General features: G+C 41.9%; 16 protein-coding genes. 4 read left to right on the top strand and 12 right to left on the bottom strand.

Going from position 1 to position 23435, the window contains the following annotated elements; genetic code table 11:
• Positions 1-22 precede the first annotated feature (22 nt).
• The 3 genes from BUQ89_RS09650 to BUQ89_RS09660 form a co-directional block, all read right to left on the bottom strand.
• On the bottom strand, positions 23-2866 hold the full coding sequence (locus BUQ89_RS09650) for a ribonucleoside-diphosphate reductase subunit alpha (protein WP_028460449.1): 2844 nt from the start codon (positions 2864-2866) through the stop codon (positions 23-25).
• Between the two features lie 378 nt (positions 2867-3244).
• Positions 3245-4606, bottom strand: a complete 1362-nt coding sequence (locus BUQ89_RS09655) for a hypothetical protein (protein ID WP_028460448.1) — start codon at positions 4604-4606, stop codon at positions 3245-3247.
• A 2-nt stretch (positions 4607-4608) separates the two neighbouring features.
• The gene (locus BUQ89_RS09660; RefSeq protein ID WP_028460447.1) at positions 4609-5265 is read right to left on the bottom strand and encodes a PspA/IM30 family protein; all 657 of its coding nucleotides are present in this window, start codon (positions 5263-5265) and stop codon (positions 4609-4611) included.
• Positions 5266-5465: 200 nt separating this feature from the next.
• Between BUQ89_RS09660 and BUQ89_RS09665 the strand changes: the two genes are divergently transcribed.
• The 4 genes from BUQ89_RS09665 (at position 5466) to BUQ89_RS09680 (ending at position 12509) form a co-directional block, all read left to right on the top strand.
• On the top strand, positions 5466-6194 hold the full coding sequence (locus BUQ89_RS09665) for a helix-turn-helix domain-containing protein (RefSeq protein WP_028460446.1): 729 nt from the start codon (positions 5466-5468) through the stop codon (positions 6192-6194).
• A 49-nt stretch (positions 6195-6243) separates the two neighbouring features.
• Positions 6244-9672: an acyl-[ACP]--phospholipid O-acyltransferase gene (locus BUQ89_RS09670; RefSeq protein ID WP_028460445.1), complete on the top strand. Its 3429-nt coding sequence runs from the start codon at positions 6244-6246 to the stop codon at positions 9670-9672.
• Between the two features lie 25 nt (positions 9673-9697).
• On the top strand, positions 9698-11896 hold the full coding sequence (locus BUQ89_RS09675; protein WP_028460444.1) for a RelA/SpoT family protein: 2199 nt from the start codon (positions 9698-9700) through the stop codon (positions 11894-11896).
• 187 nt (positions 11897-12083) lie between these two features.
• Positions 12084-12509, top strand: a complete 426-nt coding sequence (locus BUQ89_RS09680) for a group III truncated hemoglobin (protein WP_028460443.1) — start codon at positions 12084-12086, stop codon at positions 12507-12509.
• A 493-nt stretch (positions 12510-13002) separates the two neighbouring features.
• On the opposite strand, the gene BUQ89_RS09685 is transcribed toward BUQ89_RS09680, so the two are convergent.
• From BUQ89_RS09685 to rlmN, 9 genes are all read right to left on the bottom strand, one after another.
• The gene (locus tag BUQ89_RS09685; RefSeq protein WP_028460442.1) at positions 13003-13902 is read right to left on the bottom strand and encodes a cation diffusion facilitator family transporter; all 900 of its coding nucleotides are present in this window, start codon (positions 13900-13902) and stop codon (positions 13003-13005) included.
• A gap of 314 nt (positions 13903-14216) precedes the next feature.
• Positions 14217-15614: a ribosome biogenesis GTPase Der gene (der, locus tag BUQ89_RS09690; RefSeq protein WP_028460441.1), complete on the bottom strand. Its 1398-nt coding sequence runs from the start codon at positions 15612-15614 to the stop codon at positions 14217-14219.
• An 89-nt stretch (positions 15615-15703) separates the two neighbouring features.
• Positions 15704-16924 (bottom strand): outer membrane protein assembly factor BamB, encoded by a 1221-nt coding sequence (gene bamB, locus BUQ89_RS09695; RefSeq protein WP_028460440.1) that lies wholly within the window; start codon positions 16922-16924, stop codon positions 15704-15706.
• A gap of 10 nt (positions 16925-16934) precedes the next feature.
• Positions 16935-17576, bottom strand: a complete 642-nt coding sequence (locus BUQ89_RS09700) for a YfgM family protein (RefSeq protein ID WP_028460439.1) — start codon at positions 17574-17576, stop codon at positions 16935-16937.
• 263 nt (positions 17577-17839) lie between these two features.
• Complete coding sequence (gene hisS / locus BUQ89_RS09705; protein ID WP_028460438.1) at positions 17840-19105, bottom strand: histidine--tRNA ligase; 1266 nt, start codon at positions 19103-19105, stop codon at positions 17840-17842.
• Positions 19105-20343, bottom strand: coding sequence for a flavodoxin-dependent (E)-4-hydroxy-3-methylbut-2-enyl-diphosphate synthase (gene ispG / locus BUQ89_RS09710; RefSeq protein WP_028460437.1), 1239 nt, complete (start codon positions 20341-20343; stop codon positions 19105-19107). Before ispG ends, hisS begins: the two co-directional genes overlap by 1 nt.
• A gap of 62 nt (positions 20344-20405) precedes the next feature.
• Positions 20406-21497, bottom strand: a complete 1092-nt coding sequence (locus tag BUQ89_RS09715) for a helix-turn-helix domain-containing protein (protein ID WP_051537451.1) — start codon at positions 21495-21497, stop codon at positions 20406-20408.
• Positions 21497-22282, bottom strand: coding sequence for a type IV pilus biogenesis/stability protein PilW (gene pilW, locus BUQ89_RS09720; protein WP_028460436.1), 786 nt, complete (start codon positions 22280-22282; stop codon positions 21497-21499). The genes BUQ89_RS09715 and pilW overlap by 1 nt, the downstream gene beginning before the upstream one ends.
• Positions 22279-23424 (bottom strand): dual-specificity RNA methyltransferase RlmN, encoded by a 1146-nt coding sequence (gene rlmN, locus BUQ89_RS09725; RefSeq protein ID WP_028460435.1) that lies wholly within the window; start codon positions 23422-23424, stop codon positions 22279-22281. The genes pilW and rlmN overlap by 4 nt, the downstream gene beginning before the upstream one ends.
• Positions 23425-23435 lie beyond the last annotated feature (11 nt).

Below are 23435 nucleotides of genomic sequence, written 5' to 3' on the forward strand. Positions count from 1 at the left end.
TTCACAACTATCAATAATTAAATTACTGACAGGATTCACATTCAGTATCATCAATGGCACAATATTTAACTGGTGGGGCTGTTAAGGCAGCATCGACGGGCACTGCATTCAAAGAGCCTTTTTGAACGGTGGATTTTTCTGCTCCAGTCGCCCCCATTGAGCGTAAATAGTAAGTTGTTTTTAAGCCACGTAACCAGGCCAACTTATAAGTTTCATCCAGTTTCTGACCGGATACCCCAGCCATATAGATATTGAGTGATTGTGATTGATCAATCCATTTCTGCCGCCGCGCAGCTGCTTCAATCAGCCAGCGTGGATCCATCTCGAATGCGGTGGCATATCGTGCGCGCAGATCAGCTGGTATCCGGTCAATCTGGCTGATGGCTCCATCAAAATACTTAAGATCGGCGATCATGACTTCATCCCATAAATTGAGTTTCTTTAAATCATTTACCAGGAATTTATTTGTAATCGTGAATTCACCTGATAAGTTGGACTTGACATAAAGATTCTGATAAGTCGGCTCAATACTGGCCGAGACACCGACGATATTCGAAATGGTTGCTGTTGGCGCAATAGCCAGACAATTTGAATTACGCATTCCATGCTGTTTAATACGTGCCCGTAATGCATCCCAATCCAAGGTGGTAGAAATATCGGCCTCAACAAACCCTCCCCGTTCTTCGCGCAGCAACGCCAGTGTGTCTTGAGGCAAGATATCACGATCCCACAAGCTGCCACGATAAGAAGTGTAATAGCCCCGTTCTTCAGCCAAGGTAGTTGAGGCCCAGTACGCATGATAGGCAACCGTTTCCATTGAGCGATCTGCAAATTCTACTGCCTCGGTAGATGCATAGGGAATACCCAGTTTATGCAGGCAATCCTGAAATCCCATAATGCCTAATCCAACCGGTCGATGTTTAAGATTAGCGTTGCGTGCTTTAGCTACAGCATAGAAATTAATATCAATAACATTGTCCAGCATGCGCATCGCAGTGCTGACCGTACGCTTCAGTTTATCGGTATCTAGTTTTCCTTCATTAAGATGAGCAATCAGGTTGACCGATCCCAAATTACATACGGCAATTTCTTTTTCATTCGTATTGAGCGTAATTTCGGTACAAAGGTTGGAACTGTGTACCACTCCCACATGGTTTTGAGGCGAGCGAATATTACATGGATCCTTAAAGGTAATCCACGGATGCCCTGTTTCAAATAACATACTGAGCATTTTGCGCCATAATTGTTGAGCAGGAATTTTTTTGTAAAGCGCAATTTCTCCCCGGGCTGCTTTAGCTTCATAAGCAACATAAGCCTGCTCAAAGGCTTTTCCAAATTTTTCATGGAGGTCAGGTACATCCGAAGGTGAGAATAACGTCCATTCTCCTTCTTCCATGACTCGTTTCATGAGCAGGTCAGGCACCCATGTCGCTGAATTCATATCGTGTGTACGGCGACGATCATCACCAGTATTTTTTCGTAGCTCCAGAAATTCTTCTATATCCAGATGCCAGGATTCCAAGTAAGCACAAACAGCTCCTTTGCGCTTACCACCCTGATTGACCGCCACCGCAGTATCTGACACAACCTTAAGAAAAGGAACAACGCCTTGCGATTTCCCATTCGTACCCTTGATACGTGAGCCCATTGCTCGCACTGCTGTCCAATCATTACCCAATCCACCTGCATATTTTGCCAGCAATGCATTTTCTTTAATGGCTTCATAAATGCCGTCCAGATTATCAGGTACGGTTGTCAGATAACATGAAGATAATTGTGACCGGCAAGTGCCCGAATTAAACAACGTCGGTGTAGAACTCATAAAATCAAAGCTGGATAACACATGATAAAATTCGATTGCACGTGCTTCACGATCAATTTCATTCAGGGCCAATCCCATTGCTACGCGCATGAAAAATACCTGCGGTAACTCAATACGCTTCTCTTTCACATGTAAGAAATAGCGATCATATAAAGTTTGCAAACCAAGATAATCAAACTGCATATCACGATCGGCTACCAGAGTTTCTGCTAAACGAGATAAATCAAACTGGGCAAGTCGTTCATCCAACAATCCTGCTTCGATGCCATGCTTGATAAAGCAAGGAAAATATTCCTTGTAGCGAGAAGCCATTTCATTCTCCACGACTTCCTCTCCGAGCACCTCAAGACAAATTGTATGTAACAATAAACGAGCTGTAACAAAGCTATAAGCAGGATCTTTCTCTATCAAAACCCGCGCAGACAGAATCGCAGATTTTCTGACTTCTTCCAGGGGAACTCCATCATACAAATCCTTCAAGGTAGCTTTAAGAATCAGCATATGATCTACAGTACCATTCAATCCAGCGCACGAAGATTCAATCAGAGTCGATAGTCTGGCTATGTCTAATGGAATTAGATGCCCATTTTCCAGAACATGCAATACATCCGCGGGTGCTTCTGCCACAATCTTTTCTTTCAGCCTGGCGCGTTCACGCGCACGTTCCTCACGATAGAGAACATAAGCGCGCGCCACATCATGTTCGCCTGACCGCATAAGCGCCAGCTCTACCTGATCTTGAATGTCTTCGATATGAAATGTGCCACTTTCGGGTTGACGGCGTAATAAAGCATTGACTACATCATTCGTCAAGCGCGCTACAACTTCGCGTACTCTGGCTGATGCCGCGCCCTGTCCGCCTCCTACAGCAATGAAAGCCTTAGTCAGCGCAACAGAAATTTTACCTGGCTCAAAAGCAACGACTGCACCATTACGACGAATAATCTTATACTGAGAATAACGCGAATCTCGAATTGGCGAGATTGAAGGCGTTTCATTCTCCGAGACTAATTTAAGATTTGTGTCGTCCTTTGCAAGCTGCATTACTAACCTCTCTCTATTCAATTTATTGCAATAAAACACTAACATTCTGTCTATTAAGCAGAATGTGTGTTTTCCTAAAAAACCACTATATATTGTGTCGATACTATATCAAAACAGAACCTATAGTGCCACACCTTTACTACGAAACTGCAAATCTGGCTGTCAAAAATGCGTTGTACCACATACTGTGCGACGCAAGAATCGCCCGAAACGGCAAACGGAAGCGCTTCCTTATTTCTTCGGCCTGAAGGCCGGAATTCCTGAAGGCTCTGATGAAATAAAGCGGTTGTGATAAACAGCGGATAGTTTAATATTCTGGATTTTTTAGAATCAGCGATACAAATCGATACCCTTCGGTTATGAAGGGTATCCGTGTGATTAGTATTCCCAGGATTTAAAACGCCGTTGCCAATGAATCATCTGTGAATGCATCAGCAGACCATAGCGTTCCAGTATTGATGCGACAAAAATAATACTGATACCGAGTAGCGAAAGGCCCACCCAACTACCGAAATTAAAGATTTTTAGAATATAGCTAACTTGATAAACGAGTCCTGCCAGCGCTGCAAATAAACCAAAGATAAAAATAATACGTTGTTGTACCACGTAACCATATATCAATATCAGAATACCTATAATCAAACTGGTGCTGGCAGTAATGACACTCGAAAAAAAGAATAAATTTATCAATATTCCTATGAGTAGAATTACCGAAGCTGATCTACGATAACTCGCCCCGTTTCTGCAGGTACGCAATGAAATTTCCAATAATAGGCTCACAAAACTAACTGAAAATACTAAGATGAGAACGTCACTCGACAAGTAACGGTAATCATTCACTAACAGTGTTAACCCGATTGCAATACAACAGGCAGTACATACGCCTAAATATTCCATTACTGTGCGAAGTCTTATCGAATGTCCTTGATCCATAGCGACTTGTCTCAAAATACCATATAGAAGCCCTGATACCACACTAAACATCAGCACATCCGTCGTATATAAATGTGCTGTTCGCCCTATGATGATTCCAAGCGGAAAAAATAGCATGGCGCGGGCAAAACGCCCTTCCAGGGTACGTAAAGAGGTATCGTAGCGGAGCCTCATACCTAACTGTTGCAATATAATAATTGTTAAGAAGATTAATATTCCGCTGACTGATTCAACACTCCGCACAGGAATCAGGATTGCAACACAGCCAAACAGCAGTAATAAGGATAATCTGATTGCAGATTTTCTCGCTAGAACCCTAAACTCAATAAAGATAGCCGGTGCCAGCAAAAATGAGCTAGCCAGAATAGTCACCCATACCGTCTGTAATGAGTCGCTCATCCAGTTTGCAAAATCCGGATAAGTACTCAAACTGGCATCCCATTGCATTTGAGAATAAAGTAACCCGCCAAGGATCGCAAAATTTACTGGAACACTGAATAACGCCAAACCAAGAAAAAGTCGAGCACTTTTATTCTCATTTAGCCAGCAGTTACATGCAAACCCGGCGAACGTTAATATCAGTGTTTGTACGAGCATAATGGTATAACGTTCTATATCATTACCAGTATGCCAACCTTGGAATAGAAAAATATAGATGGTGACTATCAATATAACTGCACCGATTAATCGTAATAATCTTGATAAGCCTGTATAGCTCAGTAGTGAACCGGTCGAATTAAATCGTTTTGAATCCTGATTGATATCCTGCACAGGGACCTGATCTGACTGTGGTATGGTGAAAGGCATGCTTATTCTCCCTGATCAGTTATAATCTTTTCCAATTCAGTGCGTAAGTCTTTCTTTTCCTCCTCATCCTGGAATTTTCTTTCTAATGAATCCAGGGGTTCAGATTGCCCTGTGGCTATTTCAGACTCAGAGATTTTTATCTCCCAGCGATCAAACAAATCATCGATATCCTGTTCTTCATGACAATCCATGTGCTGCGTATTTTGAATTACATTCAATGCTTGAGCTGTTGATTGTCGTGCCCGCATAAGATTGGATTGGCGAGAAATCATGCTCAGGCGCTGTTCAAGCTTGTTGATATCAGCGACAAGGCGTTTTTCTACTTCCTCATGCCGGGATAAGGCAGATGCCAGCGTTTGTATTTGCTGCTGACATTCCCGCCGACGACTGATGCATGCCATGGCTGTTATTTCGTTTTCTCTTGCCATATCCTTTGCGCGCTGCTTCCATTTGTATTCCGCAGCAATCATTTTATTTTTTTGCGTAGTGAGTTTCTGGCCATCTGCTTGAACCCTGGCAAGGTGCACTTTGGCCCGGGCTAATGCGCGACGTGTATCCTTTATTGCAACCTCGATGACAGCATCATGATTTTCCATTTGGTTGGCTACATGATCAATTCGAGAATAGAGCATAGTAAATAGGTTTTTTATAAGCGCCATAATATTTTCCTCCGTTTTATCCTAAACATCTCACTTTAAAAGAGAATGCGAACTTGAAAATATTTCGGAAACATCTAGGAAATGAATAAATAATGCCAGAGGGTTTTGCCCGAGAAACAAACGGATGCAACTGATATGCTTGAAGTATAAAAATATTATTAAACTAGTAGCGTTTTATGATACTTCATTTCTAAAAGACCATGATACGAGACATTGTTGCTACACTGAAAATAATACTTAGGCAAAGGGGCTATACATATGCGGATATTGCAATGAAACTGAATCTCTCCGAGTCCAGTATCAAACGTTATTTTGCCCGCTGTGATTTCAGTTTAAAACGCTTACAACAAATTTGTGATTTGATTGGATTAGATTTAAATGAATTGGTCCATCAAGCTACTGAAAATCAACGCAATATAAATCAACTAAGTGAAGAACAGGAAAAACAATTAGTTCAAAACGTAAAACTGTTATTGATTGCATTCTTACTTTTAAATCACTTCTCATACAAGCAGATTCTTACGCAATATGCGATCGAGGCACACGAGGGCGTTCAACTGCTAACTAAACTTGACCATCTGGGGATTATTCAATTATTACCGGAAAACAAGATCCGCATACGTTTATCGAGAAATTTTAACTGGTTGAAGAATGGACCTATTCAGCAATTCTTTGAAGAAAAAGTACAGTCAGAATTTTTTAAATCACGTTTTGATCAGGCAGGAGAATTACGCATGGTTTTAAATGGCATGTTATCTACACATTCCCTGGAAATAATTAATCAGAGATTCCAGCGTATGGCACTCGAATTTGAAAGCCTTGTTAAGGATGAGCGCAAGCTCAATTTAAACGATCGGATGAGTATCACGGCTGTTATTGCGGTGCGTCCCTGGCACTTGGGCGTATTTGAGCAATTTCGAAGAAATTAGTGTTAATTCCTATCGATCTATTCTCACTATTATCAAAACAGGTTACTCCATGCACCCAGATCACGGGCATCTTCTTAAGACAAAACGATTCCTACCACTATTCTTGACACAATTTCTTGGTGCATTCAATGACAATATTTTTAAGAATGCATTAATTATATTAATAACCTACTCGGCCATAGAAAGCGCCCTATTAAGCCCACAAATTATGGTGACCATTGCCGCAGGCATTTTTATTGCTCCTTTTTTTCTTTTTTCGGCTACTGCGGGCCAGCTCTCAGACAAATATAACAAAGCTAAACTAATTCAATCTATTAAGTTTATAGAAATTTTACTCATGGTCGGAGTTGCAATTGGTTTTTTCTTGAACAGCATTAGTTTATTGTTATCGATTCTATTTTTGATGGGAACCCAATCTGCTTTTTTTGGCCCGGTTAAATATGCGATCCTCCCCGATCAACTACGTGAGAATGAACTCATTGGCGGGAATGCCTTGATCGAAACAGGAACATTCGTATCCATCCTTATCGGGACTATTCTAGGAGGATTACTCATCTTAACTGATCATGGCGCTGTTATTATTTCTGCCCTGGTTATTGCGGTTGCGTTCATTGGCTGGATATGTAGCCTATATATTCCTAGTACGAAAGCAGCTGTACCACATCTCATACTTAAATATAATGTACTGCTGGAAACGCACGTAATTATTAAGCATATTCGTAATAATCCAGTAGTCTTTCGTTCCATTCTTGGAATTTCCTGGTTTTGGTCGTTTGGTGCTACATTCTTATCTCAATTTCCAACTTTCACTAAAGACATCATTGGTGGTAATGAACAGATTATCACGCTATTGCTCGCTGTCTTTTCTATCGGTATTGGTATCGGATCCCTGTTTTGTAATAAATTACTAAAAGGTAAAATCGCAGCAACTTATGTGCCGCTCGGTATTTTGGGCATGAGCATTTTTACTGTTGATTTATATTTTGCCAGTAGCCGTATAGTGATCGAAAACAGGGAAGTGCTCATTGGTGTATCGGTATTTCTGAATTCCCTGATCCATTGGCGGATATTGATAGATTTGTTGGGAATCGCAATTTGTGGCGGTATCTATATTGTCCCACTGTACGCCATCATTCAAAATTGCACTGAGGAAACCCACCGATCCAGAACAATTGCCGGCAACAACATTCTAAATGCTTTGTTTATGGTGATTTCAGCTATTGGTATCAGCTTGATGCTTGCCAATAATTTTACCGTAACCGAGGTATTTTTCACCATCGCGATTCTGAATAGTTTCGTTGCTATTTATATCTCTAGCCTGCTGCCTGAAGCACTGGCTAAGTCTATATTACAATGGGTTTTTCATACGCTATACCGTCTGAACATTAAAGGATTGGAGCATTTTAACAAGTTAGGAAATAAATCAATTATTATCGCAAATCATTTATCTTTTCTGGACGCAGCGCTCATTGCCGTTGCTGTACCAGAACGGGTAAGTTTTGCCATCAATACGCATATCGCCAAACAATGGTGGGTCAGACCCTTTTTACTACTGGCCGATACTATCGCCCTGGATTCAACGAATCCAATGTCTACGCGATTACTGATAGATCGCATCAAAAAAGGAAATAAGGTCGTTATCTTCCCTGAAGGCAGGCTGACAATCACCGGGTCATTAATGAAAATTTATGAAGGGCCTTCCATGGTTGCCAGCAAATCAGGTGCACAGCTATTGCCAATTATTATATCGGGTGCTCAATACAGCCCCTTTTCCAGATTACGCGGAAAAGTACGTATACGCTGGTTCCCAAAAATCACGTTGACTATTATGGCACCGATTCAACTGGATATCCCACAACACCTCAGAGGCAGAAAAAAAAGGCAAGTGGCTGGAAACCAACTTTACGATATCATGACTAACATGATGTTCCAAAGTAATGATAGGCAGCAAACATTATTTCAGTCCGTTCTGGATGCAAAGACGATACATGGTGGAAATCATATTATTGTTGAGGACATCGAGCGTGAACCACTATCGTACTCTCAGTTTATTATGCGTTGTTTTGTCCTGGGCTATGCTTTGCGAAAAAATACGCAGAAACAGGAGAATATCGGCATACTGCTACCCAATATGGTGAGTACGCTGATCTGTTTTTTTGGTTTGCAGGTGTTTGGGCGTGTTCCCGCAATGCTTAATTATTCCACAAGCAAGCATAATTTATTGAGTGCCTGTCAAACAGCACAGATCCAGCTTGTGATCACTTCCAGAAAATTCATTCTGGCAGGAAAGTTATCTGGCATTACAGAAGCATTAGCAACACGAAATATTTCGATTCTTTATCTGGAAGATCTACGCAATAAAATCTCGATAGGGAGTAAATTTAAAGGCCGACTTGCCGCATTTATGCCGCAAATATATTACAATCTAGTCAATAAAGACCGAAATCCAGATGCACCGGCAGTCGTCCTCTTTACCTCTGGTTCTGAAGGCACACCAAAAGGCGTTGTGCTCAGTCATATCAATATTCAGGCAAATCGCTATCAGGTTTCATCTCGCATCGATTTTGGCCCAACAGATATTGTGTTTAATTCACTTCCCATTTTTCATTCATTTGGATTAACAGGTGGGACGATTTTGCCTTTACTATCTGGCATCCGGACTTTCTTTTATCCTTCCCCACTCCACTATCGCATTATCCCCGAACTTGTTTATGACACTAATGCGACACTTCTATTCGGGACGGATACTTTTTTAAATGGTTATGCACGTTATGCGCATCCATACGATTTTCATAGTATTCGGTATGTATTTGCCGGTGCTGAAAAACTACGTGAGAGCACCCGTAATCAGTGGACGGAACGGTTTGGGACACGGATTTTTGAAGGTTACGGCGCAACTGAGACAGCCCCGATTCTGAGTATGAATACCCCCATGCACAATCAATTCGGATCTGTTGGACGACTGATGCCGGGCATTGCGTATCGATTAGAACCTGTGTCAGGTATTGAAGAAGGAGGTAGACTGCTCGTCTCTGGTGCCAACATTATGAAAGGCTATTATCTGGCGGATAGCCCGGGAAAGATTCTTCCCCCTACAGAAGGATGGTATGACACCGGAGATATTATAGCAATGGATGAATTTGGCTATCTTACTATCAAGGGCCGCGTCAAACGATTTGCTAAAATTGGCGGAGAAATGATCTCCCTGGCCGCTGTGGAAGATTATGTTGGTAGAATATGGCCCCAGTATATGCACGCAGTTATTCAAATTCCGGATACAAAGAAAGGAGAACAACTGGTACTCATTACAACTAATCCGGAAGCCAATCGACATGACCTATTAGTAGATGCAAAACAACAAGGTATTGGCGAATTAAGTATACCCAAAATCATTTTATTAATTGACAAAATACCGGTACTGGGAACAGGTAAAATTAATTATGTAGAACTATTCGATTGGGTTAAGTCTAAGGAATAGTGTTAAACAATCAAATCGAGATCTAATGGTTTCTAGCGCTTTTTCTTCCGTCATCAATAATTCGGAAATATCCTCTTGGCTGGAATTTACAATATCCAAACTTTCACCTGATGATAGTCAGTTACTAACGCAATCACTGGATTATTCTATCCAGCTATACGCAGATCATTGTCTATCAACTGGCGAGAAAGTCATCCCGCATATATTAGGGACTGTAGCGACACTCATCATGCTAAAGGTTGATAGCGACACTTTGGCGGCAGGCACGCTTCATGCTGTGCCGGATTATCTGGATGACTATATAAAAAAATTACAAACAGATTTTAATCCCACTGTTGTTCATTTGATTGAAGGTGTAACGCGTATGGGGCGCTTCCGAATAATTGATATTACGGATAAAGCCTCTAACCATGTTACGCAGATCGAAGCGCTACGCAAAATGCTACTGGCAATGGCAGAAGACATTCGTGTCGTTATTATCGCTCTCGCGAGCCGTGTACAGACTATGCGATATGTTATTGCCAATAATATTCATGAGCGTGTGGGATTGGCACATGAGACATTGGATATATTTGCGCCCTTGGCAAATCGATTAGGATTATGGCAAGTAAAATGGGAATTAGAAGATCTATCGTTCCGTATTCTCGAGCCAGAACGTTATAAGAAAATCGCCCTATTATTAGAAGAAACTCGCTCCAGTCGAGAAAAATATATTGCCTTGGTTGTTACTAAACTACAACATGAATTGCAACAAGCGGGTATCAAAGCAGAAATTACTGGTCGCCCCAAGCATATTTATAGCATCCACAAGAAAATGAAGCGCAAGGATCTGGATTTCAGCGAAATCTACGATGCGCGCGCGGTACGGATTCTGGTTGACGATGTTCAGAATTGTTATGCTGCACTAGGTATCGCGCATAATTTATGGGTTCCTATTCCAAAAGAATTTGACGATTACATTGCCAAACCTAAAAGTAATGACTATCGCTCATTACATACTGCCGTATGCGGCCCTGAAAATAAGGTAGTGGAAATACAAATCCGAACCTATGAAATGCATCGGCATTCCGAATTGGGTGTTGCTGCCCATTGGCGTTATAAAGAAGGTGCGAAGCGTGATGCTCGCTATGAAGAAAAAATTGCCTGGTTACGACAAATTCTGGAATGGAAAAATGATATCTCAGATTCAGGAGAATTAGCTACACATTTCAAAACCGCGTTGTTTGAAGACTCAATCTATGTATTAACACCTCAGGACAGAGTTATTGCGCTGCCTAAAGGTTCTACGCCGGTAGACTTTGCATATCATGTACATACAGATCTTGGACATCGCTGTCGCGGCGCAAAGGTCGATGGCACCATGGTTTCATTAGATTATTCACTCCAAAATGCACAGCGAGTAGAAATTATTTCAGCCAAGCAGGGGGGGCCAAGCCGAGATTGGATTAATCTTGGCTTAAATTATCTCAAAAGTCATCGTGCACGATTAAAAGTCAAACAATGGTTCAAGAATCAGGAATCCAAAACTGCATTAGCACAAGGTAGAGTCATTGTAGAGAAGGAATTACAGCGTCGCGGTCCAATAACAATGAGTCTTGACAAGTTTGCGAATAAATTTAATTTCAACAGGCTCAGTGATTTTTTCATCGCAGTTGCCAAAGGTGATGTTACTCATTACCAGCTAAGAACAGCTTTAAATAATAAAATAGAATCGACGGCCACCCGGTTAGATCTGCTAACAGACAGAAAGACAACTGCATCCCCAGCCTCGCAGCAAACAGGCACAGGCATACTGATTGTCGGCGTTGATAAGCTATTAACGGTATTAGCAAAATGTTGTAAGCCCGCGCCACCTGACCCCATCATTGGTTTTGTATCTACGCGAGGGCGCGGTATCATCATCCATCGTCAAGGTTGTAACAGCTTGGGGCAATTATCGAATGAACATCTCAATCGTTTGGTTGAAGCGGACTGGGGTTCATCAAAAAATAACAGCTACCCGGTTGATGTTGTAATTAAGGCGCACGATAGACAATGGTTGTTGCGAGACATTTCTGATATTTTGTCGCATGAAAAAATTAATGTTGTTACTATCAATACTCATAAACGCCAAGCGATTACAACTATACGACTAACCCTGGAAGTGAGTGAAATAACACAGTTACAGCGAGTATTAGGATTAATAAAAGGAATACCTGGTGTCATGTTAACAACACGCAGGTAACAATAAACTGCAGCTATTCGTTTTGAACCTTAAGCTATATAATTTGTCCTAAAGCCGTAGCGAGTTGATTTCATGATTGAGGTGGTAGATGCGTAGTGTGATTGATTTTCTTCTCTCTTTAACTACTACCGGTTATGATAACAAAACAATATTCAGTCAATAACGATTCTCAAATAAAATTTAAGATATGACACAATCACAAATCCCTGTATCTCACCCTAGTCCCTATACCGAAGAAGAAATTAGTCATTTGGTTCATGCTTTTTATACAAAAGCCAGAAAAGACCCATCTCTGGGTCCGATCTTTGAAGCCCATGTTACCGATTGGGATGCTCATTTTGTTCAAATGATTAATTTCTGGTCAGGTAACTTGCTAGGGACTAATCGCTTTCGAGGTGCGCCTATGCCTAAACATCTGGCAATACCGGAGCTTAGTCCTCAATTATTTGAACGATGGCTGCAAATTTTCAAACAGACTACCCAGGAACTTGACAACCCTGCACTAGCACAACAAGCTACTGCGATGGCTAATCGCATCGCAGAACGATTATGGATGGGCTATCAGATGACACATTCCCCTGATAAGCCGATGGTCGCACTGCGAGAGGTCTAACCTTACGATTGAATAAAGTGTGGAGTAACGTACTGGTTTTTATCGAGGCTGATTTGTACTATGCCTTAAATGAGTATCAGGTTACGTGGGCAGAAAGTTTGAGCTATATATCTTTATGGATGAAAAGCACAGCATAAAACGGTTATTTTTTCATAATCTGAGACCTTTGCAAAACCCTAGTAGTTGAAAAATTAACCCTTTATAATCAATAGTCTAAAACTTCCGGCAAGGACTTTTGCAAAAGTCTCAATCTGTTGTGCTGCGGGGATTTGCTTGAGGGATTCAAAGTACTATTTGATCGCCTTTCTGTTTTCATCGCATTTCTTTGTTGTAATACTTGGCGTTCTCCAATTCGAGCAAAGCGCAATAACCGAATGACTCTTTTTGAGTCTACCTTTGTGCCAGCAACCTAGCATGATTTCAAATAACTGCTGAGAAATTCTTGCATAACGGAAATTTTGTATTAATCCAGTTCCAAATAAAAACGACTTATTTATAGCGTTTTATTGTCCAATATGCAGTTAATTGCATCATCTCGTTTCTCAATCTGAATCGTAGAATGCGCTATGCCAAAATAATCATGCAAATGCTGCTGGCATTGTTGTAAAAAATCATTATTTAATGAACTGTCGGTGACGACCAAATGTACGGTCAACGCAAATTCTGTTGTACTTAAAGGCCAGATATGTAAATCATGAATCTGATAAACATTGCCAAGGTTAGTCAGGTAATGCTTTACTTCAGATATATCAATGTGCTCAGGAACGGCATCTATTGCGAGGTTTGTCGAGTCTCTGAGCAAATTCCACGTACCTATTAAAATAACGACGACAATAAGCAGGCTGATGACAGGATCAATCCATAACCAGTCCTTAATTACAATACACAGACCCGCAATCACAACGCCCAGCGAAACACCCGCATCAGCAAGCATATGGAGAAAAACACCCCTGATGTTCAAATCCTGCTTTTGACCTGAAACAAAAAGCAAAGCGGTTAATGTATTCACCACAACACCGATTGCTGCAATCAGGATAACCACCATTCCTTCAACAGGCTCCGGATTAAAAAAGCGGCCAATTGCTTCCCAAGCAATACCGCCTAGCACAATAAATAGTAATATCGCGCTGATTAAGGGGGCCATTATGGTTACCTTTCTAAAACCATATGTTCTTGTTTCTGTAGCAGGTTTTGATGCTAAAAAGCTAGCACCCCAAGCGAGCAAAAGGCTGAGCACATCACTTAAGTTATGTCCCGCATCTGCTATCAGTGCCAGTGATCCAGAGAATATTCCATAACCTGCTTCAATAGCTACAAAAACGATATTCAATATAGCGCCAATAGCAAAGGCACGGTTGTAGTTGCCTATTTTATGGCCATGATTATGAAACATATCTATTCTTGATCACTCAGGCTTATATACTTTTATTTGCTAACTATGTTGCTAAGAATAAATTCAATAGGGTGATCTCGTCACATATCAAAGGAGTGTTTCGAAATATCCTTAAACCAACTTTCTAATTTATAAACAAGTGATTACCCTAATCCAGAATATTATTTCAAAATAATTCCATCAGCTATTTCTTATATATAGGTAGGTCAACAAACTCATTGCGATAGGGTTAAATAAAGCGAATCATTCATGAAATCTAACCGTGCTGATCTCATATGCCTACGGTTAGATACTAGTTGCAGGTGCATCCAAAATTAACCATATTTCTTTCTATTTCGACGACGGCGAGCATGTGCACTCCTTGCTTCTATCTCAGTCGGCAATGGGGATTTTTTATTAGCATAGGGATTATGGCCCATTTTGAAGTCTACTCGCAGTGGCGTACCTTCCAGTTGAAATGTTTCACGAAAAGTATTCTCAAGATAGCGACGATATGTTTCAGGCACATGATTGAGCATACTTCCGTGCACAACAATCAATGGGGGATTGGACCCACCTTGATGCGCATAGCGGAGTTTAGGGCGAGACATTCCCCCGCGAGGAGGTGGATGTTTTTCTACGGCTGCCCACAGGGCGCGGGTAAGTTTTGGTGTTGACAAATCAGCCATCGCCGCAGCATAAGCCATATCAATTGATGGCAACAGCTCATTCAGGCCGCTACCATGCAAGGCTGAAATATAGTGTAGTTTTGCGAAGCTTAGAAATGCAAGCTTACGGATAAGCTCATGTTTGATAGTGTCACGCTGATAATGATCTAAACCATCCCATTTATTCACTACCACTACCAGTGCGCGCCCCGTTTCTAAAATAAACCCAGCAATATGGGCATCTTGATCAGAGATTTCATTTCTCGCATCCAGCACAAGTACTACTACATTGGCATTCTCTACCGTTTGTAACGTCTTAACAACAGAGAATTTTTCTATCGTATCCAGCACTTTTCCACGACGACGCAAACCGGCTGTATCAATTAAAGTATAATGCTTCCCATTACGTTCAAAATCGACATAAATACTATCACGCGTGGTACCAGGCTGATCAAATGCAATCATGCGTTCTTCCCCCAGCAATGCATTGATCAACGTAGATTTACCTACATTGGGCCGTCCTACGATCGCAATCTTGGGATATTTGTTGCCGTCTTCTTTCTCCTGCTGATCCGGAAAATCAGCCAATGCCAGTTCTACTAACTCATTGATATTATCACCATGAATAGCTGAAACAGCACAAGGAGCACCTAAACCTAGTTCATAAAATTCCGCTGTCGTAATCGATGTTGCCATGCCTTCTGTTTTATTAACCACCAACAGAATTTTTCGTTCGGTTTTGCGTAATTGCTCTACTATGATTTTGTCATGTGCAGCCAAACCCTGCCTACCATCGACAATCAGCAACACCATATCCGCCTCATCCACGGCCTGCAATGTTTGTTTAGCCATTGCGTGCAATATACCATCCTTCACAACTGGCTCAAAACCACCAGTATCCACGACTAAATAAGGCTTATCACCAACTCTCCCATGACCATAATGTCGATCTCGGGTCAATCCAGGAATATCCGCAACGATAGCATCACGGCTACGGGTCAATCGGTTAAATAATGTTGATTTACCGACATTTGGCCGACCAACCAGTACGAGTGTAGGTTTCATAATCTCAGGGTATTATGGTAGAAAGCTCTTTGAGCTGTTTTAGCGACAAACAAGATAATTATCTTCTATAAAGAAGGCAGGAATATCTTCTAGAACTGATGGCTGAATGCGTAAAGCCCACCTTTTGCAGTTTGCACCACGAAACCATCGGGTAAAGCTTCAGGCGAAGCAAGAATAGCACTCTTATCCGTAGCAGAACGTGCAACAATAGCACCATCATAATTTCTGAGCAAGGTGATATTGCCTTGATCGTCACCTACTATCACATTATGTCCTCGTACCAAAGGTGGAGATAATTTTCTACTACCCAATCTACCCTGTTTCCAGATACTGGCACCACTTCTCTTGTCATAAGCAACAACAGCACCCTGATCTTCGCTCACATAAACATAATCATCATCCATGGCAAGACCAATACTACTAGATGCTTCTCGTGTCCAGACTTGACTTCCATCTGCCATTCCAAAACATGCAACACGCCCCTGATAAGCAACCGTACAAACCAAATGCTCATCAGCCACTGGTAGACTTGTAATATCCGTCATCCGTTCAAGCTCAGTAACACCGCGAGGCAGTGACACAGCTATTTCCCAGCCAATATTGCCATTGAATAAACTCATTGCTGCCAGTTTACCCCCCGCGAATCCAGCAAACACTGCCCCTCTCGATATCAACACACCCGCAGAACTGCGTACAGTCAAAGAGGGCGTTGCACCCTGATATACCCATTTACGACTACCATCAATAGCATCCAATCCAAAGATCCTACCATCACCAGTACGAACCACTACTATATTACTGTCTACCCGTGGCGGACTTAACACTTCGCTGGTAACAATTGCCTTCCATAAAGCATTGCCGGATTCATCAAAAGCCAGCACTTCTCCTTTAAACGTCCCAACTAAAACCATACCATCACCTGCCCCCACACCTCCTGACAGTTGATGCTCAGTATTAATATTCCAGGATTGTTTGCCTGTTACAGGGTCAAAGCGTATTAAATTTCCTTCTTCATCCGCCGCATATAGTGCACCATTAGCAAATACAGGCGAGAATACCGCTATCTTACTGGCTTTAACACTGTTTTGCCAAAATGAAGATATGCGAGGAACAGCTGCCAGTATGGCCAATTCCTCCGCATCAATTTCAATTTTATCTTCTCCTTCAAGCAACTCAATCACCTGGCTACTTAATGAGTCAATAATTTTCGGATTAAATAAGCTTGGGGTGCTTCCGCATCCAACAAGCGATAGCAGTAACACTAGCAGCAAAATCTGTTGCAAAGATACAACAAACCAAAATACGATCATTTTCAAATTACTACTTGGCTTCTTCACCCAATGCATCAAGTTTCATCTGCACGATACTGTGGTAGGTGTTATTCTTATTCAACCTGTCGATGGCTATTTGGTAAGCTCTTCGTGCTTCGGCGAGCTTGCCGGCAGCGCTTAACACATCACCCTTACGATCAGCATAAAGGCCAGAAAAAGACGTGCCATGGTCAGCCTCTAGTAAATGGGCTGCCTCATTATATTTTTTCTCATCCAGTAATAAACCAGCTAGCCTTAGTCGAGCAAGATCCTTCAACTCATATTCTTCGGTATGATCAATTACCCATTGCAATTGTTCTTTAGCACGTTTGATATCGTCAGCGGCAACACTGGCACGCGCGGCAATCATGGCTGCACGTGAAGCGTAACCGCTTGATGGAAAGCCCGCCATCAATAAATGCGCTGCATCATCAATTTTCCTTGCATCCTCAGTTAACTGGACCTGCTGCAACAAACCATACAGATCCGCAGCCTGCTCCGCTTGTTGTGTATGATAGTATTTCCATGCCTGCGTACCGGCAATCGTCGCAATCAACACAGATGCAACGATTACTATTGATGCGCCATAGCTATCCCACCAAGACTTCAGCCCATCTATTTTTTCCTGTTCTTCTAGATTATATGTCGCCATTATTTTTCCTGAATAAGTTTAAAGTTCTTAATTTTAATTATTTGGGTAACCAGCAATAGTAGGTTAAAGCATAATGATCAAACTTAAATTAATGGTCGAAAGAAGTTGTACCATCGTAATCTTCTGACATTGCATTCTTATCACCGATGAATAGAATTATTTGCTTGTAACCATCCATGAATCAGAAAGATTGCGGCAGAATTACTCACGCTGTCTATAGCGATGGATATGATTTTTATCATACAATGGCAATATATCTAGAATTAATATTGCTTTTTAATCAAATCAACTGCTGTTCTTAGTTCCACTCTAGTCTGTTCTGCTGCATCCCGTAATGGCTTAAGACTAACCTCCTCGGCCTGGACTTCATCATCACCAATGATTAATGCAAAACGTGCGCCACTCGCATCCGCTTTTTTCATCTGCGCTTTGAAACTCCCTCCACCACAATGTAATATTGTTTTGAGTCCCTCATCACGCAAATATTCTGCTGCTTTCCATGCAAGATCCCCGGCAGCCTTACCCTGGTACACGATATAAACATGCGGCACAGATTGCGTTATCTCACTGCCGTACTCCAGCATTAATGCCAACAGCCGCTCAACACCCATAGCGAAACCACAAGCTGGCGCTGATTTCCCTCCGATTTGTGCAATCAATCCATCATAACGACCGCCTGCACAAACCGTACCTTGCGCTCCGAGCTTATCGGTAACCCATTCAAATACAGTTCGATTGTAATAATCTAATCCTCTAACTAACTGTGGATTTATCTCAAAATTTATATTCTGCTTCCGTAAAATATGCTGCAATGTCTCAAAGTGCAGGAGTGAGTCTTCATCTAAGTCATCAATTAATCGAGGTGCAGCCGCTATTATCTCTCTCATCTCCGGGTTCTTGCTATCAAGAATTCGTAGCGGATTACTATATAAGCGTCTACGGGCATCCGCATCAAGTTTGTCTAAATACTGTTCAAAATATTTAATTAATCTCGTTCGATGCAGTGCTCGTGACTCAATACTACCTAATGTTCCAATCTCTAGCCGCACGCCAGAAATACCCAGTTTACTCCATAGTCGTGCACACATCACAATATGTTCAGCATCAATATCCGGGCCAGCATATCCCAGTGCTTCAACACCTACCTGATGAAACTGCCGATACCGTCCTTTTTGTGGACGCTCATGGCGAAACATGGGCCCCGAATAATATAATCTCTGTGGGCTTGCATATAGTAAATTATGTTCTAATACCGCACGAACACAGGATGCAGTGCCTTCGGGGCGTAATGTCAGGCTATCTCCATTAAGATGATCGACAAAGGTATACATTTCCTTTTCAACAATATCTGTTACCGCACCGATAGAACGTACGAACAGATCTGTTTGTTCGACAATCGGAGTGCGAATGTTACGATAACCATAGGCTGCCAACCATTCATGCACAGTTTGCTCGAAAAATTCCCACTTATATGTTTCTTCCGGCAGGATATCATTCATCCCACGTATGGCCTTGACGGATCTAGTCATTACTGTATCTTTTTGGGATATTTTTCTTGTACATACTGATCAACAATCTGACGAAATTCGTCCGCAATATTATTACCTTTCAATGTCACTGTCTTTTGCCCATCTACATAGACCGGCGCAACCGGATTTTCTCCTGAACCTGGTAAACTAATACCAATATTAGCGTGTTTACTTTCTCCCGGACCATTAACAACACAGCCCATCACTGCCAGAGTCATATTCTCGACACCATCATATTGATCACGCCATACCGTCATTTCATTTCGCACATAACTTTGAATATTCTCAGCTAATTCCTGGAAATAGGTACTCGTTGTCCGTCCACAACCCGGGCATGCCGCTACTAACGGCACAAAAGCACGTAATCCCATTGTCTGTAGAATTTCTTGTCCCACAATCACCTCGCGAGATCTATCACCCCCTGGTTCAGGAGTCAGTGATATACGTATCGTATCGCCAATTCCCTCCTGTAGTAGTATTGAAAGTGCCGCCGTTGATGCAACAATTCCCTTGGAGCCCATTCCTGCCTCAGTTAATCCAAGATGCAAGGCATAATTACAACGAGTCGCTAACTCACGATATACCATAATAAGATCCTGTACACCACTTACCTTGCATGACAATACAATTCTGTTACGCTTTAATCCAATCTCTTCTGCTTTAGCCGCGCTTTCCAGGGCAGAAGTAATCAATGCTTCGCGCATGACATAGGCTGCATCTTCTGGTTTTTTTGATTTAGCATTCTCATCCATTATGCGTGCCAACATCTCAGGATCCAAACTACCCCAGTTAACACCAATTCGTACAGGTTTGTCATATTTGCAAGCTGTTTCGATCAGCGTTGCAAACTGCTCATCGCGCTTTTTTCCATATCCTACATTTCCTGGGTTGATGCGATACTTAGATAAGGATTCCGCACAATCAGGATAGCCTGCCAGCAATTTATGACCATTAAAATGAAAGTCACCAACCAATGGCACATAGCAACCCATATCATTAAGTTTTGCACGAATATTCGGTACTGCTTTCGCTGCTTCAGCGGAGTTAACCGTAATACGTACCAATTCAGAACCAGTGCGCGCGAGTTCCTCAACCTGCGCAACAGTCGCAGCCTCATTCACAGTATCAGTATTCGTCATAGATTGAATCACCACCGGTGCGCTACCACCAATAGTAATTGAGCCTACTTGAACGCCAACGCTTTCTCGTCGCCGAGTAGAAAAACTATTTTGGGACATAATTTGAGTAAATTTAAGATCGTAAAAGATTACAAGAAATAAATCCTGTCGGAATGATACTTTTATTCAAGTGCAAGGCGTGCAATACCTTCATTTTTACGGGTATATGGTTTCAAGTCGATCGGCCTATCATTATAGGTGAGATTGACGCCGGCTGCATTGCCAATCACAAGAGATAATGGTCGCTTGCCACTAATGACCCGTTCAGTGCCACTGGCATTAGTCTGTTCGAAAATTGTCTTTCCTCTATTATCTTTCACATTAACCCAAGATTCCTTTGAAAAGAGAAAATGCAAGATGCCAATAGTGTGATCTTTTGGTGTAGCATTAGCTAATTCAGCAGTTGATAATGATTTCTCTGGTGACAGGCGGTTGTTTTCCAATTCGACTGACTTTGCAGTCTGATTGAGCTGCTTATTGTTCAGGATATCAAAAGAAGATACGGGCGGTGGTAATGGCAATGATAGTTCGATAGTTTCTGGGTCAGTTTTAACTTTGGGTTCCAAAGTAAAAGTAGTCTCTGTTGAATTCTTCACGACTGACTCTTTGCTCCAGTCACCATTTTGGTAGATCCAATAAATAACCAGTGAGAATAATATTAATATTATTATAATAATAAAGAGACTATGCCCATTTCGTTCATGGTTTGAAGTAAGTGAAATCTCTTTGATTCGAAATGGAGTCCGCTGAACAGAAATAGTTGGTGCTGATTGCGGCAGTAGCTGGAGTATGGCTACTGGATCTAACTGTAACAGGTTGGCATAGTTACGCACAAAGCCGCGCATAAACGTACGACCAGGTAGTTTGTCATAATCTTCCTTCTCTATTGCTTCAACTTGTTGCACTGACAAACGTAATTGCCGTGCTACATCTGATAGGCTCATGCTGCGTGATATCCGAGCATTTCGCAGCAGATGCCCCACGCTCTGCACTACACTCGCCGTATCTGCCGTATTTCTTTCTTTTTCAACAATTCCTTCTTTAATTATTTTTTTCTGATCGTTTTCGCTGCTATCCATTTCAATTGTTGCAGCATCGCCAATTCCGAGCTTATTTTCCGCAGTCTCATTAATTTCAACGCCTTCTGCTTCAAATTTTGCCCCTTGAATACCGGATTTTTCCTTATATTCATCTTTGTTTTCAATATTACTCATTATTTAAGCCCACCTTCACGCAGTGCTGCAGCTTCTTTGGAATCAGGAAAATATTTTTGTAGCTGAAACACATAACTGTCTTCTGCATAACGATCACCTATTTTGCGCTCAATCTGTATTGCCAGCCATAAACTTTCCGGTGTTAGCGCTGAATGCTGCATATAACGCAAAAGTTTCGACTTAGCTGTTACGGGATCACCACTTCTTAAATCTACCTCAATTAAGCCGATTAATGCAGGCGAATGCATTGATTGAATCGATAGCGCCTTATGAAAAAAAACGGAAGCAGTTTTATACTGATCACGTTTTAATTCACATATTCCAGCATTTGTATAGGATTTCTCAGGTGTTGAATAAAGCGGATCATTGAGCGCCATCATAAAATGTTCAACTGCCCGATCTATTTTATTGGGAATACGCTGACATAAAAACCAGCCAAAATTATTATGAACTTCAGAATCATTCGGTGAGATCTTTAGTGCATGCTCAAAATTATTCCGAGCGAGTATATCCTTATGTAACGACATATAAATCAAGCCGGTTACATTGTATGCAGGCGCATAATCAGGATCAGCCTGTAATGCGTCAGCAGCTTCTTCCATGGCCACCTTAAGCTGACCACGATTATAATATTCCGCGGCTAGCTCGGTATGAATTTTTGCGCTTTGCCTCGCTCGAGATGAAGACTGCTCCAGTAGCTGCCCTCTCTGAATCGATTGTGGCACACACCCACTGAGCCAGCATATGGCCAGTAAAGCGAGAAAAGTGGACAATAATTTTCTCATTTTACTGCATTCATCGTCACACCAATTGTTCGTCGGGTCCTGTCTCGTACTTGTCCTGCTAGCTGTCCACAGGCGGCAGCAATATCATCTCCCCGTGTCTTGCGTACCGTAACGACTAAACCCGCTTGCATCAATATCTCGCGAAAAACGCGTATGGCTTCTGGCGGTGAACGCTTATAATCAGAACCAGGGAAAGCGTTGAAGGGAATCAAATTGAACTTACAAGAAGTTTCCTGTACCAATTTTACCAATTCATGAGCATGCTCGGCACTATCATTGACGCCATCAAGCATCACATATTCAAAAGTAATAAAATCTCTGGGTGCCGTTTGCAGGTAACGGCGGCAGGCGGCCAGTAATTCTTTAATCGGATATTTTTTATTGATGGGTACCAATTGATCACGTAATGCGTCATTCGGTGCATGCAAAGACACTGCCAGCGCGACTGGACAGCGTTCGCGTAAACGATCCATCGCTGGCACCAGCCCGGATGTGCTCACTGTTACACGGCGTCGTGATAGACCATAAGCATTATCATCCAGCATTAAATCTAGCGCCATCACTACATTTTCAAAATTAGCCAGCGGTTCGCCCATGCCCATCATAACAACATTGCTGACCGCTCGACTACGATTAGAAACTGAGCTTATCTTTCCATTGCCTGACACATCAATATCCGGTGTAGCCTCCTCATTGATCTCAGCTTTAAGTGCCTTGTTTGCTAGCCATAGTTGACTAATGATCTCTGCCACTGTCAGATTACGATTAAATCCTTGTTTACCGGTAGAACAAAAAGTACAAGCCAGGGCGCAACCAACTTGACTCGAAATACATAAGGTACCTCTATTTACTTCCGGAATAAAAACTGTTTCGATCCCGTTTCCAGAACCTACTGACAACAACCATTTACGCGTGCCATCGGCGGCAGTATGGTCGCGAGTCACAACAGGTGCCTCAATGACCGCAAGCTTTGAAAGTTTTTCGCGCAGTTCTTTTGCCAAATCATTCATATCGACAAAATCTGCCTTATTAAACTGATGAATCCAGCGCAGTAATTGTTTAGCACGAAACGGTTTCTCATTAATCTCTGTACAGAAATTAATGAGTTGCTTTGCATTAAAATCCAGCAGATTAATGGTCACAATAGATCACA

This window comes from Nitrosomonas cryotolerans ATCC 49181, assembly GCF_900143275.1.
Classification (GTDB): domain Bacteria; phylum Pseudomonadota; class Gammaproteobacteria; order Burkholderiales; family Nitrosomonadaceae; genus Nitrosomonas; species Nitrosomonas cryotolerans.